We start from the raw sequence: 15,005 nt of genomic DNA, 5'->3' as shown, positions 1-15,005 counted from the left end.
CCGGGCTTAGCCGAGGATGCCGCGCAGGATGTAGAAGTAGACCACCGCGAGGATGGCCCCGGCCGGCAGGGTCACGATCCAGGACAGGAAGATCATCCGCACCAGCCCCAGGTTGATCGCGGCGATCCCGCGCGCCAGGCCCACCCCGAGGATCGCGCCGACCAGGGTGTGCGTGGTGGAGATCGGCAAGCCAGTGCCCGAGGCCAGCACCACGGTCGCCGCCGCCGCGGCCGTGGCCGCATAGCCACGACTGGGCGTGAGCTGGGTAATGCCGGTGCCGACCGTCGCGATGACCTTGTGGCCGTAGGTGAACAGGCCGAAGACGATCCCGAACCCGCCCAGCAGCAGCACCCACATCGGCACGACCGTCTCGGTGCTCACATCGCCGGTCTGGATCACGTCCACGACCGCGGCTAGCGGCCCCACCGCATTGGCGACGTCGTTGGAGCCCAGGGCGAAGGCCATCGCGCAGCCGGTCACCACCATCTGGACGCCGAACACCTTCTCGACATTGGCAAAATGGGAGCCCTCTTCGCCCACGCCCGTGGGGTCGTCGAAGCGCAGGCGGCGGATCGCCATCATCCCGAGCACGACCACCACCGCGCTTACCAGGGTGGCGAAGCCATAGGCCTGCAGCGTCGTCAGGTCCAGCCCGACATGGGTCAGTCCCTTGAACATCGTGACCAGGGCGGTGACGAAGGCCGTCAGGAAGATGTACAGCGGGGCCCAGCGCTTGGCGTTCTTCAGCGGATCGACGGTGTCCAGGATCAGGATCTGCACACTGCGGAACAGGGCAAACGCAATCATGCCGCCGACCATGGGCGAGACCACCCAGGACATCGCTATGGTCCCGACGCGCTCCCAGCGCACCACCTCGAACCCCAGCCCCACCACGGCAAAGCCGACGATCGCGCCGATGATGGAGTGGGTCGTGGAGACCGGCCAGCCGAAGTAGGAGGCCACGAGCAGCCATGTTCCGGCTGCGGCCAGCGCGGCCAGCATCCCGTACACGAGCAGTTCGGGGTTGTCCGCCATCAGGCTGGAGTCGACCATCCCGCTGCGGATGGTCTGGGTGACCTCGCCGCCGGCGAGCCAGGCCCCGGAGAATACGAAGATCGCGGCGACAAAGACCGCCTGGCGGATGGTCAGCGCGCGCGAGCCGACCGAGGTACCCATCGCATTGGCGACGTCATTGGCGCCGATGCCCCAGGCCATGAACAGGCCGAAGATCACTGCAAGGCCGAGCAACAGGGTGCTGTATTCCATGCGGTCCTCGGTTCCTTACTTGGTATGGCCTGTTACTTCGCCAGCATCAGTTGCAGGCGGCTGCCTACACGCTGGGCCAGGTCGGCCAGCTCGCCGATCGAGTCGATCACGCGGTACATGAAGATCACGTTAACCGGGGGCAGCTCCGCCTCCTGGGCGAACAGGATCTCGCGCACCTCGCGCTGGGCCTCGTCGGATTCGTGCTCGATCTGGTCCAGTTCGGTAAGGATGCCGTTGACGACCTCGACCTCGTGTCCGCGGAAACCCGCCTCCACCAGTTCGTCCAGTTCGTTGATCGCCCGACCGGCCTGATCGACCGCATCCACGCTGCGGTCGAGGAAACGCTTGATCGGTTCCCGCATGTTGTCGGGGAACTGCATCTGGCGGCCCAGCATCAGCCCGGCGATGTCCTTCGCCATGTTGGCGATGCGATCCTGGATCAGCAGGGTATCCAGCACGTCGCGGCGCGACATCGCCAGCATCATGCCCTTGGGCAGGTGCAGCCGCAGGTCCTTCTTCAGGCGGTCGGCCTCGCGCTCCAGCTTCGCGATCTTGCGCTGCTGCTCGCGCGCGGTCTCCCAGTCATCGCGCGCCATGGCCTCCATGAACGGGGGGAGCTCGGCGATGCAGGCGCGGATCTTCTCCATGTGCGCCTGCAGCGGGCGCACCGGGGAACGGCCAAACAGCTCGAAGACGAAGTTCTTGGGGGACATGGCGGCGCGAAGGTTGTCACAAAGCCATAATCTAACGCAAAACACCGTGGCCCGCGCGGACTTGTTCGTGTCGAGGCCGCCGTTCTGCGCTAGACTCGTGGATCAGAGCTGGGGGTGCCCGCCGTGGATGCGGGCTGAGAGAGTCCCCTTGAACCTGAACCGGTTAACACCGGCGGAGGGAAGCTCGGTCAACGGTCTGCTGTACCCGGGGTCCCTGCCCCCGCGATCGCCCTGCCCGCGCTCCCTTCGCCTCACGCGACAGCAGAGGTCCGATCATGAGCGCCATCCCCGAGTCGTTTGCCCGCAAGACCGCCGAGGTCTCCGCGGAGGTCACCCGCCCGTTCCCGAACTCCGAGAAGCGCTACGTCGAGGGGTCGCGCGCGGACATCCGCGTGCCGTATCGCGAGGTCGCGCAGACGCCGACGATGACCTCCGGCACGCCCGAGGAGAACCCGCCGATCCCGGTGTACGACACCTCCGGCCCCTACACCGACCCCGAGGCGAGCATCGACCTGCACCGGGGCCTGGCGGACCTGCGCGGCCCGTGGATCGACGAACGCGCGGACACCGAGTGGCTGGACGGCCCGAGCTCGGAGTACGGCCGCGCCCGCGCCGCCGACCCGGAGCTGGCCCGCCTGCGCTTCGAGCACATCCGCCCGCCGCGCCGCGCGAAGGCCGGCGCGAACGTCTCGCAGATGCACTACGCCCGGAAGGGCATCATTACCCCGGAAATGGAGTTCGTCGCGATCCGCGAGAACAACCGCCTCGAGGCGCTGCGCGCCGACCCGCGCTACCAGAAGTTGCTGCGGCAGCACGCCGGGGAGTCCTTCGGGGCCTCCATCCCCGAGGAGATTACCCCCGAGTTCGTGCGCGAGGAGATCGCCCGCGGCCGCGCGATTATCCCCGCCAACATCAACCACCCGGAACTCGAGCCGATGATCATCGGCCGCAACTTCCGGGTGAAGGTGAACACCAACATCGGCAACTCCGCGGTCACCTCCTCGATCGAGGAGGAGGTGGAGAAGCTCGTGTGGTCCGCGCGCTGGGGCGGCGACACCCTGATGGACCTGTCCACCGGCAAGAACATCCACGAGACCCGCGAGTGGATCCTGCGCAACTCGCCGGTGCCGATCGGCACCGTGCCGATCTACCAGGCGCTGGAGAAGGTCGACGGCAAGCCCGAGGACCTGACCTGGGAGCTGTTCCGCGACACCCTGATCGAGCAGGCCGAACAGGGTGTGGACTACTTCACCATCCACGCCGGCGTGCGCCTGCAGTACGTGCCGCTGACCGCCGACCGGGTGACCGGCATCGTCTCCCGCGGCGGCTCGATCATGGCCAAGTGGTGCCTGGCGCATCACCAGGAGAACTTCCTCTACACCCACTTCGACGAGATCTGCGAGATCATGAAGGCGTTCGACGTCTCCTTCTCGCTGGGCGACGGCCTGCGCCCCGGCTGTCTGGCCGACGCCAACGACGCCGCCCAGTTCGGCGAGCTGGAGACCCTGGGCGAGCTGACCCAGAAGGCCTGGGAACACGACGTGCAGGTGATGATCGAGGGCCCCGGCCATGTCCCGCTGCAGAAGGTGAAGGAGAACGTCGACAAGGAGCTGGAGGACTGCTTCGAGGCGCCCTTCTACACCCTCGGCCCGCTGGTGACCGACATCGCCCCGGCCTACGACCACATCACCTCCGGCATCGGCGCGGCCAACATCGGCTGGTACGGCACCGCGATGCTCTGCTACGTGACACCGAAGGAACATCTGGGCCTGCCGAACAAGCAGGACGTGCGCGACGGAATCATCACCTACAAGATCGCCGCCCACGCCGCCGATCTGGCCAAGGGCTTCCCCGGCGCGCAGCTGCAGGACAACGCACTCAGCAAGGCGCGCTTCGAATTCCGCTGGGAGGACCAGTTCAACCTCGCGCTGGACCCGGAGCGCGCGCGCGAATTCCACGACGAGACCCTGCCGAAGGATGCGCACAAGGTCGCCCACTTCTGCTCCATGTGCGGCCCGAACTTCTGCTCGATGAAGATCACCCAGGACGTGCGCGACTACGCCGCGGCCCAGGGCATCTCGGAGGACGAGGCCCTGAAGAAGGGCCTTCAGGAAAAGGCGGTCGAGTTCGTCGAGAAGGGCGCGAAGATCTACCGCGAGGTGTAGGCCAGCGGGGCTGGCCCGGGTCAGGACGCCCTACCGCACCTCGATGCGGTCGCGGCCGTTCTCCTTCGCCGCATACAGGGCCTGGTCGGCACGATCAAAGGTGTCGACCCGGCTTTCACCCGGCCGGTATTCGGTCACGCCGAAGCTCGCGGTGCGCCGCCCGACCGTCTCGAAGTCGAAGGCATTGATACGGGCCTGCAGGTCACGGGCGACCCCCTGTGCCTGCGTGACGGGCGTCTGCGGTAGCAGCACGAAGAACTCCTCGCCCCCGATCCGGCCGATCGCATCCACCTCGCGCAGATTCTGGCGCAGCAGGTCCGCGAACTGTCGCAGCACGCGGTCACCGGCACTGTGCCCCCAGGTATCGTTCACCGCCTTGAAGTGGTCGATGTCCATCAGGATCACCGAAAACGGTTCGCCGTAGCGCTCGGTGCGGGCCCGCTCCGCCTCGAACAGGCGCTCGATATGGGCGCGGTTCCATAGCGAGGTCAGCTCGTCGACCTGCGCCGAGCGTTCCAGCTGGCGTTGCTGCAGGAAGCTGTGCTTGCGCGCATGCTCCAGCATGAAGGCACTCAGCGCGCCGAAGCTGAAGGCGGCCAGCACCCACAGGAGATGAAGCTGGATCAGTTCGCCCTGCATGGGGTTGCGGAAGGCGGCGACAATCACCAGCGCCACGATGGCGGTGGCGGCCATCGTGGCCGGGCGCAGCGGCAGGCCCGATATCGCGAAGGTCCACATGATGCTGAGGTAGATCTCGGGGGCGAACACCAGGAACTGCGGCGACCCGGTATTCAGATAGAGACTGGCGCCGTTCGCGATCACCGGCGCCACCATCAGCAGGGCCCACATCGGCCGCTGCAGGGAGGCCCGCAGGCTCATCGCGGCCACCGCCAGCAGCAGGCCGGGCACCAGCAGCGCATGCGCGACCAGCCGTTCGCTGTGCAGGTCCGCCGCCACAGACTGTTCGACGGCGCTGAACAGGAGGTACATCAGGGCCGTCAGCAGCGCGACATAGCGGACCTGCGGGATACGCGCCTGGCGATGCCAGGCGTCGAACGCCTGTTGAACCGCGGTGTCTTCCCGGTGCAGCGGGTCCCAGGGGGCCCGTGGGCGCCTGGTGTTATCCAAGCCTTGACTCCTTTTCTGGCCCGAGCCCCGGGCGAGGGTACCTACATGGCGCCGCTCATGCCGCCCATACCCATCAGTCCGGCACCGATCCCGAAGATCATGCCCAGCACCATCAGGATCAGGTAGATCAGCAGCAGCACACCGAAGATCGTGAAGTAGATCCGCAGGCGCCCGAGCGCGTACTTGATCGCCTCGGGGTCGCCGCTTTCGTAGGCGCGCTGGGAGGCGCCGGCGGCCTGCATCAGAACCACGCCGGCCCAGATCGGGATCCACGCGATGATGATGCCGATGATCGACAGCGCGGTGAGTACGCCGGAGATGATCAGCATGATGCCGATCAGCTGCATTCAGGGCGACGCTTAGCCATTCGCGCCCTCGCGCTCGAGTCGATTTTGCGTGCTGACAAGGCGCGGTGACTGCCGTGCAGTCACTCTGCACAAAAGAGCCGCAACGCCGTCAGCGGGCAAAATCGGCCGAGCCCCTTCGGGGTTGGCGCCCCATTTTCCCCGATCCTGCGTTGCGTCACTTGCCGGTAGCACCACTACCGGCTGCGCGCCGCGCCTGGTCTCGGAAAAAATGGGGCGCCAACGCGAGGGCGCGAATGGCTAAGCGTCGCCCTTAAATTTCCCGCGAACGAGTGGTTCGATCAGTGCGCGAAGGTCGGCCGTGCTGGTTGCGTCCTGTTCCATGTTCAGACTCCTTGTCGTGTTGGCTGGTCGTGACGGGTGGGTCTCCGGAGCATAGCAGGCCGCCTCATGCTGTGACGCATTCGTTGTTTTGGCGCGTGCAGCCCGTGCATACTCGACCGGGTGCAAGCCCGAAGAGCAGGGCCGGGTCACGGCTCGAGAAGCAGGGGGATGTATGAGCGATCAGGGACGACGCAGGGATGCCGGCCGCAGCGGGCCGCAGGGCACGATGCTGTTTCAGGGGCAGGCCGTGCCCGAGCCGGAGGCGGTAGCCGATCCCGCCGGCGAGGAGACCCCGCCCGGTGGCCATCCGGTGCTGGTGGGGCTCTCCGAGCCCTTCGGCCAGCAGCGCCTGACGCTCAAGCCGGGCAAGCGCTCGGTCGGTCGCCAGGCGGACAACGACATCGTCCTGCAGGAGGGCAGCGTGTCCTCGCAGCATGCCTGGCTGGTCAACGACGGGGGCGAGTGCCGGGTGGTCAACCTGCTCTCCACCAACGGGACCTGGGTAAACGACGAGAAGGTGCACGAGGCCGTGCTGAAGGACGGCGACCATGTCCGTTTCGGGCGTGCCGAGTTCGTCTTCCGCCGCCGCGATGACGGCTCCGATGCCCGACCCGGTGGTGGCCGCCGGTCGCGCTGGCGCTGGCTCGGTATCGCGGTCGTGGTCCTGGTGCTGGCGGTGATCGCGCGCATCCTGCTCGAGACAGCCTGAGGGCCGGGCCCGGCTCCCCCATGCAGCGGATCGGGCGCTACGGGGTCGGCGAGGAGATCGGTCGCGGTGCGATGGCCGTGATCCATCGTGGTTACGACCCGGACATCCGCCGGCCGCTGGCCATCAAATCCCTGCAGCCCGACTACGCCTGCCGCCCCGAGTATCGCCGGCGCTTCCTGGCCGAGGCCCGCGCGGCCGGCACGCTGACCCACCCGGGTATCGTTACCATCTTCGATGTCGGCGAGTCGGATCACCAGCCGTTCATCGCGATGGAGCTGCTGGACGGAATCACGCTCGCGGAATTTGCCGACCAGTTCCGTCCGTTGCTGCTGCGCAATGTCCTGAAGATCGCCATCCAGCTGGTGGAAGCGCTCGATTACGCGCACCGGCATGGTGTGGTGCACCGGGATATCAAGCCGGAAAACATCATCGTCACCAGCGCCACGGCCAATATCAAGGTGATGGACTTCGGCATCGCCCGCACCCTCAGCGATCCCGACTGGCGGGCCGACGATGATGGCTATGTCGCCGGTTCCCCACACTACATGGCCCCGGAGCAGGTGCGCGGCCAGCCCACCGATGCGCGGGCCGACCTGTATTCGGTCGGCGTGGTGCTGTACGAACTCCTGACCGGCGCCACGCCGTTTCGTGGCCACGATGTCGAGACGCTGCTGACCCGGGTGGTCCGGGACCCCGTACCGTCACCCCGAGTCATCGTGCGCGACTGCCCGCAGGAACTGGTCGAGCTGGTATTGCGCCTGCTGGCGAAAGACCCGGACCAGCGCTATCAGTCGGCGGGCGAACTGCTGGTGGACCTCGAACGCATCGAAGAGCAACGCAGCGAACGTGAGCGGGCCGGGGCGGGCCGCCGCATCGTCCCGTTGCGGTTGCGCTGGGCGGCGGTGATGGGGGTCCTGGTCGCGGTCACGCTGGTCGTCGGCGGGGCCCTGGTCCACCAGAAGCAGAATGCGGTGATGACCGACCTGGCCTTCGACTATGGCTCCACGCTCGCCCAGATCATCTCGGTGGAGAGCGCCGAGGACCTGCTGCTGGAGGACACCATCGCGGTCCAGGGCCGCCTGCGCGACATGCAGGCCAACCGCGAGATCGCCCTGCTGAGCGTGGCGGACCATCGCGGACGGGTGGTGGCCAGCAGCGATCCCGAGGCCATGGGCCAGCCGTATCAGCCGCCGCCCGAGGAGCATCTCCTCCAGCGCCGCGACGGCCAGGCCGTGTGGTCCGTGGCCGGGCCGGATGGCGGGGAGCTGTTCCTGTTCGAGGCCCCGGTGCGCTACCAGGATCACCACATCGGCCAGCTCCAGGTCGGGTTGTCCACCGGGTCGCTGCGTGCGGCCAACGAGGCCACGTTCATGGCCCTGCTGATGCTTACCCTGGTCACGTTGCTCGCGGTGCTGCTGGGGGCCTACGTCCTGGCCCGGCGCCTGCAGGAACCCCTGGACCGCCTGCGCGGCGCCCTGGACCAGATCGGTCAGGGACGGCTGGACACGCGCATCCGGGCCCGGCGTCGGGATGACTTCGAACGTGTCTTCAGTGCCTACAACGCGATGGCGGATTCGCTGGAGGCGCGCATGAAGCGGCGCACGGACGGGGTGAGCGAACCCGGCACCGGCCACGCAGCATCTGCCGGGGACCGGACCCAGGAACTGGCCCCCGAGGACCTGCCGTCCGAGGCGGCCCCGAGACGGACCGGAACCGACTAAGGAAACACTGATCCCTGTACACGCTCGCGTTGGCACCCCAGGTTTTCCGAGACCAGGCGCATCGTGCAGCGGGTAGTGGTTCTACCGGCCCGTTTCGGATGGATTTGGGGCGCAACGCAGAATCGGAAAACCTGGGGTACCAACCCCGAAGGGGCTCGGCCGCCCGTTGCTATCAAAAACGGGTGCGCGCACGGCGTTGCGGCTCCCTTGTGCAGAATGACTGCATGGCGGTCACCGCGCATTAAACGCACGCAAAAGCGACTCGAGCGTGAGCGTGTACAGGGATCAGTGTTTCCTTAACCGTCGAGGGCGTCCAGCCGGCGCTGCAGTTCCAGCGCGCGCAGCCGGTACCCGCGGGCCGCCTCGAACTCGGGGTCGATCGCCAGCGCCTCGTCCCACAGCGCGATCGCGGTATCCAGGTCCTGGTTGCGGTAGCGCACGATGGCCTCTGCATGGAGAGCCTCCTTGTGCTGTTGCTCCAGTTCGGCGTGGTGCTGGCGGGCGCCGGAATGCTGCGGGTCCCGCGCGAGCACCTCGCCGAAGGCCTCGAGCGCCTCTGCGGTGTCCCCGGCTGACCGGGCCTCCAGACCGCGCTGGTACCAGTGGCCCTTCTCCGCCTCGAGCGCCAGGGGCTCGAGCCAGTCGGCCCATTGCGTCTCCGCCTCGGGGTGCTGGCGGGCTCGCTCCACGACTTCCAGGGCCGCGCCGAAACGCTCCGCGGCCAGGTCGGCCTCAAGGGCCCGGCGCAGGCCGTCCTCGCCCGCGCCGGGGGCGGCATCCGGGTCCAGCGCGGTCAGCTGATCGTCCAGGTCGCTCGCGCCGCGCGGCAGCGTGGAGGCATCCCGGGGGATGCGCAGCCGCTGCCCGACTAGCAATCGGTCCGGGCGCTCGAGGTCGTTGTACCGAGCGAGGATCACGAAGCGGTTGGCATCCCCCAGGTGTTCGCGGGCCAGTCGGGCCAGGGTCTCACCGGGTTCCACCGTGTGCTCGAAATGCGCCTCGCCGAGCATGGCCCGCGGATCCCCGGAAAGCTGCTCGCGCAGATGACGGGCGGCGTGGTTCCGCGGCTCGTCCGCGAGGATCCGGTCGAGCGCGACCTGTGCCCGGTCCATCTCGCCGCGCTGCAGGAGCTGCACGATCTCGGCGATCTCCAGACGTTCGATCTCCGGTTCTTCCGCTGCCGGTTCGGGCGCGGGGGGTTCCGCAGGCGCCGTTTCTTCCTCGGCCTCCGCATCCGGGTTGAATACCCCCTGCAACTGCGCGCAACCGGGCAGCAGCCCGGCCAGCGCGGCGAGCAGAACGAGGCGTAAAGGCAGGGTGCGGAACTGCGTCATGGCAAGATCTTCGGTTCGGGCGCGGTGCGGCGCCCGGAGTATACGATCGGCATCAGTCCAGCGGCCACAGCAGGATCGCCAGCGCCGCGGCGAGCAGTAGCAACAGCGCCAGCGTCGGCTGGATACGGGCCTTCAGGTGCCGGCGCCAGAATCGGCCACGGGGTCGCGCCGCCCGCCAGGTGGCGAGCGCCACGTTGTCGCCGCCGGGCCCGGCGCGCCGCGCCGCCTCGCGGGCCGCCTCGGTGGTCGCGGTGCCCAGATCGGGATGGTCCAGCAGTTCGACGATCGCGTCTGGCGCGAACTGTTCCCAGAAGCCGTCGGAACACAGCAGGAAGCGGGTCTGGGCGGTCACGGGCGCCGCGTCATGGTCGACCCGTATGGGGTCGACCACGCCTAGACCCTGCAGCAAGCGATTCTGCTCCGGGTGCGTGGCCATCTCCGCCTCGCGGATCACCCCCTGGTCGACCAGCTGCTGCACCCGTGTGTGGTCGCGCGTGCGGCCCTGCAGGCGGTCGCCCTCGATGTGATATAGGCGGCTGTCGCCGCAATGGGCCCAGCAGGCCGAGTCCGGCGTAACGTACAGGGCTACCAGTGTGGTTCCGGGACGCTGGGCTGGATCGGCGCCGCCTTGTTCCAGCAGGGCCGCATGGGTCTCGTGGAACAGGCTCTCCAGCAGGGTAGGGCCATCCGCGGTCCGCCCCGCGCAGCGATTCCACAGGCGTTCGGCCGTCGCCACGGCCGTCTGCGACGCTTGCGCCCCGCCCTCGTGGCCGCCCATGCCATCGGCCACCAGCAGCAACGCAGTTTGCCCGTCGGGACCGTGCAGCACGGTCACCGCATCCTGCTGCTCGGCGCGGCCACCTGTCTCCCTGGCGTATCCGGTTTCCATAGGCATGTAGCCCCGGTGATCCTGTACCCATGATGACCGAGATGGGCGGCCCGCGACAGCCCGGGCCGGGACCCTTTACCCGGTGGCGCCGATCCAGAACTCGATGGAGCGGCCGAGGAACTCGTCCCAGGTCATGTAGTGCGAGCCGTCACAGGAGAAGGTGAGGCTGACCATGCCATTGAACAGGTTGATGGAGGCGGAGCGCAGGTAGATGGTCTCGTCCGCGTAGCGCAAGGCCTTCAGCCCCTCCAGTACCCGGCCGACCTCTTCCTTCGGGATCAGTGCCTCCTCGGGGTACGGCTCGTGCGGAAACGCCAGGCACACGTCGGGATCGCCGAGGGATTCGTGGGTCAGGATGCGGTAGCGGTACGGGTCCTCGGTGGTCCACAGCGTGGCGCGTGAACTGGAGAAGTGGAATACCCCCTGGAACACCCCGCGCTCGGTGAACAGTTCCTCGATGATGGCCAGGGCCGTATCCATGTTCTGGTCCATCAGGCTCTCGGTACGGCTCTGCAGGAACAGCGTGCCGCGGATGGACGGATCGCCCTTGATCTGCCGCCACTCGTTCGGCTCTTCGTACAGGTCCTCGGAAAAGTCGGGCAGGTTGCGCAGGTCAAAGTCCGCTCCGAGAAAGCCCAGCGCATTGCCGTCGCTGTCGCGGACCAGCTGCAGCGCGGTCAGCGAGGGCCGCCGTCCGAGCAGGCTGATGTAGGCATCCGAAAGCAGAAAGCCCGTCGCCGGCACGACCTCCTTCATGTACGGGCGTTGTGACCGGTCGCGCCCGAAATGCTCCGGCAGTACGCCGCTGCGCGAGATGTTGTCGGAGAGCTGGATGCCCCGGGTATTCAGGGCATAGACGAACGTGGCCTCCGGGATCTGGCGGATAGCCTCTTCCAGAATCGAGTCCAGGTCCTCGCGGCGCGGCCAGACCGCGGACAGCCGACGCGCGATGTTGGCCAGAGGCTCCTGCAGCTTGTTCTCGAGGTACTCGCGCTGGTGCTCGATCGCCTTCTTCAGTTCCGTCATGGTGCGGGGTCGTCTCCTTTCGGTGCGGCGCGGATTATCCCCGATCGGGGGTTTCGTTGTCGTGAAGGGCCTCGTGGCTCCACGCGTTTGGCACTTCGCGTTGCGCAAAAGGTCCGAGCAGGAACCGTGCCGACAAACCTGATGACCGATGCCCGAAACCACAACCTCCCTTACCACCTTGACTGCCCGTGCCGCGCGCCCAGAGGATCTCGATGCCATCAACCGCCTCGTCGCCGAGGCGATTGAGGACTGGCCGTTGCCCGAACGCGTGCGCCGCCTGGCCCTGCCGGCCTACCGCTACACCGAGGCCGACCGGATGTTCCTCGACATGGTCGTGCTGGAGTGCGCAGGCGACGTGGTCGGCGTCGCGGCCTGGGAGGCGGCGGGGGCCCAAGAACTGCCGGAGGGTATACCGGATGGCCTTCTGCTCCACGGCCTCTATGTCGGGCGCGCCGCGCGCGGGCAGGGGGTGGGGCGGCAACTGGTCGAGGCCAGTCGCGCCGCCGCGAGGGAGGCCGGTGTCGCCGGGGTGCTGGTCAAGGCCCAGGCCTCCGCCGCCGGTTTCTTCGCCGCCATGGGCTTCGCCCCGGTGCCGGTCCGCGATCGCGACCGGGATTACGAACAGCGTTACTGGTGGCCGGCGAAGGGCGCGTCCTCTCCGCCCTGAGCTCAGCGCCGCGGGCGCTTGCGGTGCCACTGTCGGGCAAACAGCCCCACGATGATCGCCATGGCCAGAAGGCCCAGGCCCAGCGGCCACGCGTGTTCCGGAGCGCTCAGGAAGTGAAGCAACGAGAACCCTTCGCCATGGCCGTGCCCCGGGTGGGCCAGAGCGGGGCTGCTGGCGAGCGTGAGGACTGCGGGAATCAACGGGCGCATCGACATCGGGGGTTCCTCCTGATTGAACCGGGGGGATCACCATAACGCCCGGCGGCCGCCGCCGTCATGCGCGTGATCCCGTGTCGTCGTGAGCACTCCATCGGGCGGTTTCCGTGGTCCCTCGGCAGGCGCTGCAAACAGCGACTCAGCAGATGCGGGGCAACTGCTCGCCGGCGGGCAGGATCACCCGGCGTTCCACGCCGGTCGCGAGGCGTCGGATGACCTCGGGCTCGCCCGCCTTGGCCTGGCCGATCGCAACGGCACCGGCCGTCTCCGGTCGTGACCGCAGCACGCCCAGTGCCTGTTCGGCCGCGGGTTCCGGCACAGCAGCCAGGAAGCGGCCCTCCGAAGCGCTGTGCAGCGGGTCCAGACCGAGGATCTCGCAGGCCCCGCGCACGTCCGCGCGCACCGGGATGGCCCCATCGTCCAGAACCAGGCGGCAGCCGGAGGCGTGGGCCAGTTCCTGCAGCGCGGCCACCGTGCCGCCGCGGGTGGGGTCGCGCAGGGCATGCACGGGCACATCGGCTGCCAGCAGCGCGGCCACTGCCCCGGCGACCGGGGCGCTGTCGCTGGGGATCGGTGGGTCCAGCCCCAGGCCCTCGCGCGCGGCCAGGATGGCGACGCCATGCCGGCCCAGGTCACCGCTGGCCAGCAGCATGTCGCCCGGCCGGATCGTATCCGGCGCGATCCGCACCCCCTCCGGCACGATGCCCACCCCGCTGGTATTGAGGTAGGCCCCGTCGCCGCGCCCGGCCTCCACCACCTTGGTATCGCCGGCCACGACCCGGACGCCGCATTCTTCGGCGGCCGCGCTTACGGAGGCGAGGATGCGCCGCAGGTCCTCCAGGGGCAGCCCCTCCTCGAGGATCAGCCCCAGCGTCAGCCACAGCGGCCGAGCCCCGGCCATTGCCAGGTCGTTGACCGTGCCGTGTACCGCGAGGCGGCCAATGTCGCCGCCGGGGAAGAACAGGGGGCGCACCACGAAGCTGTCGGTGGTCATGGCCAGGCGTCCGTCCGGTGCGTCGAACACGGCCGCATCGGGGGCGCCGCGAGCGGACGTGCCCAGCGCCGGGAGGATCACCTCGTCCAGCAGCTTGGCCTGCAGGCGGCCCCCACCGCCATGCGCGAGGCGGACCACCTCCGTGGTCATGCCCCGCCCCGGTAGTGCAGGTAGGCGGCGCAGGCTCCCTCGGAGGACACCATCGGCGCGCCCAGCGGGGTGTCCGGGGTGCACTCGCGGCCGAAGGCGGGGCAGTCGGTCGGGCGGCGCAGCCCGCGCAGTACCTCGCCGGCGATGCAGGGCCCGTCCGCGCCGGTCGCGGGGGCCGTGATCCCGAAACGCGCGACGGCATCGAAGCGGGCGTAGGCCGGGCGCAGGCCCAGTCCGCTGGCGGGCAGGCGGCCCATGCCGCGCCATTCGCGTTCCACCGGCTCGAATACGCGGGCGACGGCATCGCGCGCGGCCGCGTTGCCGTCGTCGCGGGCGGCCCGGTCGTAGCGATTCTCGACGCGGGCCACGCCGCGTTCCAGTTGTTCCACGCAGGCCCGGATGCCGGCCAGCAGATCCACCGGCTCGAAACCCGTCACCACGATGGGCACCCGGAAATGCTCGGCGATTGCCTGATAGGCCGCCGCCCCCTCCACGGTGCAGACATGCCCGGCGGCCAGGAACCCCTGGATACGGTGGTCCGGGTCCGTCAGCAGGGCCTCCATCGCCGGCGGTACCAGCGAGTGCGAGACCAGCAGCGACAGGTTGGACAGCCCCAGGGCCTCGGCCTGCAGTACCGCGATCGCGGCGGCCGGGGCGGTGGTCTCGAAGCCCACCGCCAGCAGCACCACCTCGCGCTGCGGGTGATCGCGCGCCAGGGCGACCGCATCCAGCGGCGAGTAGATCACGCGCACATCCCCGCCGGCCGCGCGCGCGGCGTTTAGGTCGCCCAGCGCACCGGGCACACGCAGCATGTCGCCGAAGGTGCACAGCATCACCTCCCGGCGGCGGGTCAGCAGTACGGCCTGGTCCAGGGCCTCGGTCGGGGTCACGCAGACCGGGCAGCCGGGCCCGTGGAGCAGTTCGACCGAGCCCGCCAGCAGGTCGTCCAGCCCGTGGCGCAAGATCGCGTGGGTCTGGCCGCCGCAGACCTCCATCAGCGTCCAGCGCCGGGTGCAGGCCGCCCGAATCGCGTCGACCTGTTGCAGGATCAGCGCCGGATCGCGGTATTCGTCGAGGTGCCTCACGGGCCCTCCGGGGCGGGCGGCTCGTGCTCGGGAATCGCGCGCAGTGCGGCCAGCGTGCGCTCGGCCGCGGCCTCGTCGATGGTGGCGATCGCGATGCCGGCATGCACCAGCACGTAGTCGCCGGGCCCGGCCTCCGGGGTGCAGGCCAGCGAGACCGTGCGCGCCACGCCGCCGAACCGGACCTGTGCCTGGCGGAACAGCGGATCGTCGCCCTCTACCGAGTCGATAAGGCCGGGGATCGCAAGGCACATGGG

Annotated in this window: 14 protein-coding genes, 1 pseudogene and 1 riboswitch; of the genes and pseudogenes, 4 read left to right on the top strand and 11 right to left on the bottom strand. The window is 68.7% G+C overall.

The window, feature by feature from the left end; all coding sequences use genetic code 11:
* Positions 1–6: 6 nt before the first annotated feature.
* Positions 7–1,266 (bottom strand): inorganic phosphate transporter, encoded by a 1,260-nt coding sequence (locus F793_RS0100270; RefSeq protein ID WP_018881984.1) that lies wholly within the window; start codon positions 1,264–1,266, stop codon positions 7–9.
* A 32-nt stretch (positions 1,267–1,298) separates the two neighbouring features.
* Positions 1,299–1,979, bottom strand: coding sequence for a TIGR00153 family protein (locus F793_RS0100265; protein ID WP_018867589.1), 681 nt, complete (start codon positions 1,977–1,979; stop codon positions 1,299–1,301).
* A gap of 100 nt (positions 1,980–2,079) precedes the next feature.
* Positions 2,080–2,177: riboswitch (TPP riboswitch) on the top strand.
* Positions 2,178–2,254: 77 nt separating this feature from the next.
* On the opposite strand from F793_RS0100265, the gene thiC reads away from it, so the two are divergent.
* Entirely contained in the window at positions 2,255–4,144 is a 1,890-nt protein-coding gene (thiC, locus tag F793_RS0100260; protein ID WP_018880936.1) for a phosphomethylpyrimidine synthase ThiC, read from the top strand.
* Positions 4,145–4,174: 30 nt separating this feature from the next.
* Here thiC and F793_RS0100255 read toward each other — a convergent pair whose 3' ends face one another.
* Positions 4,175–5,272: a diguanylate cyclase gene (locus tag F793_RS0100255; RefSeq protein WP_018881985.1), complete on the bottom strand. Its 1,098-nt coding sequence runs from the start codon at positions 5,270–5,272 to the stop codon at positions 4,175–4,177.
* A 41-nt stretch (positions 5,273–5,313) separates the two neighbouring features.
* Positions 5,314–5,619: pseudogene (locus tag F793_RS0100250) on the bottom strand (DUF5362 family protein); the annotation flags it as partial.
* A gap of 568 nt (positions 5,620–6,187) precedes the next feature.
* On the opposite strand from F793_RS0100250, the gene F793_RS0100245 reads away from it, so the two are divergent.
* Both F793_RS0100245 and F793_RS0100240 read left to right on the top strand, forming a co-directional pair.
* Positions 6,188–6,670 carry an FHA domain-containing protein gene (locus tag F793_RS0100245; protein WP_018867585.1) on the top strand — a complete coding sequence of 161 codons (483 nt, stop codon included), beginning with the start codon at positions 6,188–6,190 and terminating at the stop codon, positions 6,668–6,670.
* Positions 6,671–6,690: 20 nt separating this feature from the next.
* A complete protein-coding gene (locus F793_RS0100240) occupies positions 6,691–8,391 on the top strand; it encodes a protein kinase (protein WP_018880935.1) in 1,701 nt (566 codons plus the stop codon).
* A 296-nt stretch (positions 8,392–8,687) separates the two neighbouring features.
* On the opposite strand, the gene F793_RS0100235 is transcribed toward F793_RS0100240, so the two are convergent.
* The 3 genes from F793_RS0100235 to F793_RS0100225 all read right to left on the bottom strand — a co-directional run bounded on the left by F793_RS0100235 (position 8,688) and on the right by F793_RS0100225 (position 11,640).
* Entirely contained in the window at positions 8,688–9,725 is a 1,038-nt protein-coding gene (locus tag F793_RS0100235; protein WP_018881987.1) for a LysM domain-containing protein, read from the bottom strand.
* A gap of 52 nt (positions 9,726–9,777) precedes the next feature.
* Positions 9,778–10,614 (bottom strand): PP2C family serine/threonine-protein phosphatase, encoded by an 837-nt coding sequence (locus tag F793_RS0100230; protein ID WP_018881988.1) that lies wholly within the window; start codon positions 10,612–10,614, stop codon positions 9,778–9,780.
* 75 nt (positions 10,615–10,689) lie between these two features.
* Complete coding sequence (locus tag F793_RS0100225; protein WP_018881989.1) at positions 10,690–11,640, bottom strand: PDC sensor domain-containing protein; 951 nt, start codon at positions 11,638–11,640, stop codon at positions 10,690–10,692.
* A gap of 148 nt (positions 11,641–11,788) precedes the next feature.
* Between F793_RS0100225 and F793_RS0100220 the strand changes: the two genes are divergently transcribed.
* Positions 11,789–12,307, top strand: coding sequence for a GNAT family N-acetyltransferase (locus tag F793_RS0100220; RefSeq protein WP_018879292.1), 519 nt, complete (start codon positions 11,789–11,791; stop codon positions 12,305–12,307).
* A 2-nt stretch (positions 12,308–12,309) separates the two neighbouring features.
* Here the strand turns inward: F793_RS0100220 and F793_RS0100215 are convergent, their stop codons facing one another.
* The 4 genes from F793_RS0100215 to F793_RS0100200 all read right to left on the bottom strand — a co-directional run bounded on the left by F793_RS0100215 (position 12,310) and on the right by F793_RS0100200 (position 15,002).
* A complete protein-coding gene (locus tag F793_RS0100215) occupies positions 12,310–12,522 on the bottom strand; it encodes a hypothetical protein (protein WP_018867579.1) in 213 nt (70 codons plus the stop codon).
* Positions 12,523–12,661: 139 nt separating this feature from the next.
* Positions 12,662–13,666, bottom strand: coding sequence for a hydrogenase expression/formation protein HypE (gene hypE / locus F793_RS0100210; RefSeq protein WP_018881990.1), 1,005 nt, complete (start codon positions 13,664–13,666; stop codon positions 12,662–12,664).
* The gene (hypD, locus tag F793_RS0100205) at positions 13,663–14,751 is read right to left on the bottom strand and encodes a hydrogenase formation protein HypD (protein WP_018881991.1); all 1,089 of its coding nucleotides are present in this window, start codon (positions 14,749–14,751) and stop codon (positions 13,663–13,665) included. Before hypD ends, hypE begins: the two co-directional genes overlap by 4 nt.
* Positions 14,748–15,002 carry a HypC/HybG/HupF family hydrogenase formation chaperone gene (locus tag F793_RS0100200; protein ID WP_018881992.1) on the bottom strand — a complete coding sequence of 85 codons (255 nt, stop codon included), beginning with the start codon at positions 15,000–15,002 and terminating at the stop codon, positions 14,748–14,750. The genes hypD and F793_RS0100200 overlap by 4 nt, the downstream gene beginning before the upstream one ends.
* Positions 15,003–15,005 lie beyond the last annotated feature (3 nt).

This window comes from Thioalkalivibrio sp. ALE22 (assembly GCF_000381445.1).
Lineage (GTDB): Bacteria > Pseudomonadota > Gammaproteobacteria > Ectothiorhodospirales > Ectothiorhodospiraceae > Thioalkalivibrio.
The sequence above is the reverse complement of the archived record's forward strand: the minus strand, read 5'-3'. Positions and strand labels throughout refer to the sequence as shown.

Excerpts from the sequence above, each read along its gene's own strand:
- F793_RS0100245 (WP_018867585.1), top strand. The coding sequence starts at position 6,188 with ATGCTGTTTCAGGGGCAGGCCGTGCCCGAGCCGGAGGCGGTAGCCGAT.
- F793_RS0100235 (WP_018881987.1), bottom strand. The coding sequence starts at position 9,725 with ATGACGCAGTTCCGCACCCTGCCTTTACGCCTCGTTCTGCTCGCCGCG.
- F793_RS0100215 (WP_018867579.1), bottom strand. The coding sequence starts at position 12,522 with ATGTCGATGCGCCCGTTGATTCCCGCAGTCCTCACGCTCGCCAGCAGC.
- F793_RS0100225 (WP_018881989.1), bottom strand. The coding sequence starts at position 11,640 with ATGACGGAACTGAAGAAGGCGATCGAGCACCAGCGCGAGTACCTCGAG.
- F793_RS0100220 (WP_018879292.1), top strand. The coding sequence starts at position 11,789 with ATGCCCGAAACCACAACCTCCCTTACCACCTTGACTGCCCGTGCCGCG.
- F793_RS0100265 (WP_018867589.1), bottom strand. The coding sequence starts at position 1,979 with ATGTCCCCCAAGAACTTCGTCTTCGAGCTGTTTGGCCGTTCCCCGGTG.
- F793_RS0100200 (WP_018881992.1), bottom strand. The coding sequence starts at position 15,002 with ATGTGCCTTGCGATCCCCGGCCTTATCGACTCGGTAGAGGGCGACGAT.
- hypE (WP_018881990.1), bottom strand. The coding sequence starts at position 13,666 with ATGACCACGGAGGTGGTCCGCCTCGCGCATGGCGGTGGGGGCCGCCTG.
- F793_RS0100270 (WP_018881984.1), bottom strand. The coding sequence starts at position 1,266 with ATGGAATACAGCACCCTGTTGCTCGGCCTTGCAGTGATCTTCGGCCTG.
- thiC (WP_018880936.1), top strand. The coding sequence starts at position 2,255 with ATGAGCGCCATCCCCGAGTCGTTTGCCCGCAAGACCGCCGAGGTCTCC.
- F793_RS0100240 (WP_018880935.1), top strand. The coding sequence starts at position 6,691 with ATGCAGCGGATCGGGCGCTACGGGGTCGGCGAGGAGATCGGTCGCGGT.
- F793_RS0100230 (WP_018881988.1), bottom strand. The coding sequence starts at position 10,614 with ATGGAAACCGGATACGCCAGGGAGACAGGTGGCCGCGCCGAGCAGCAG.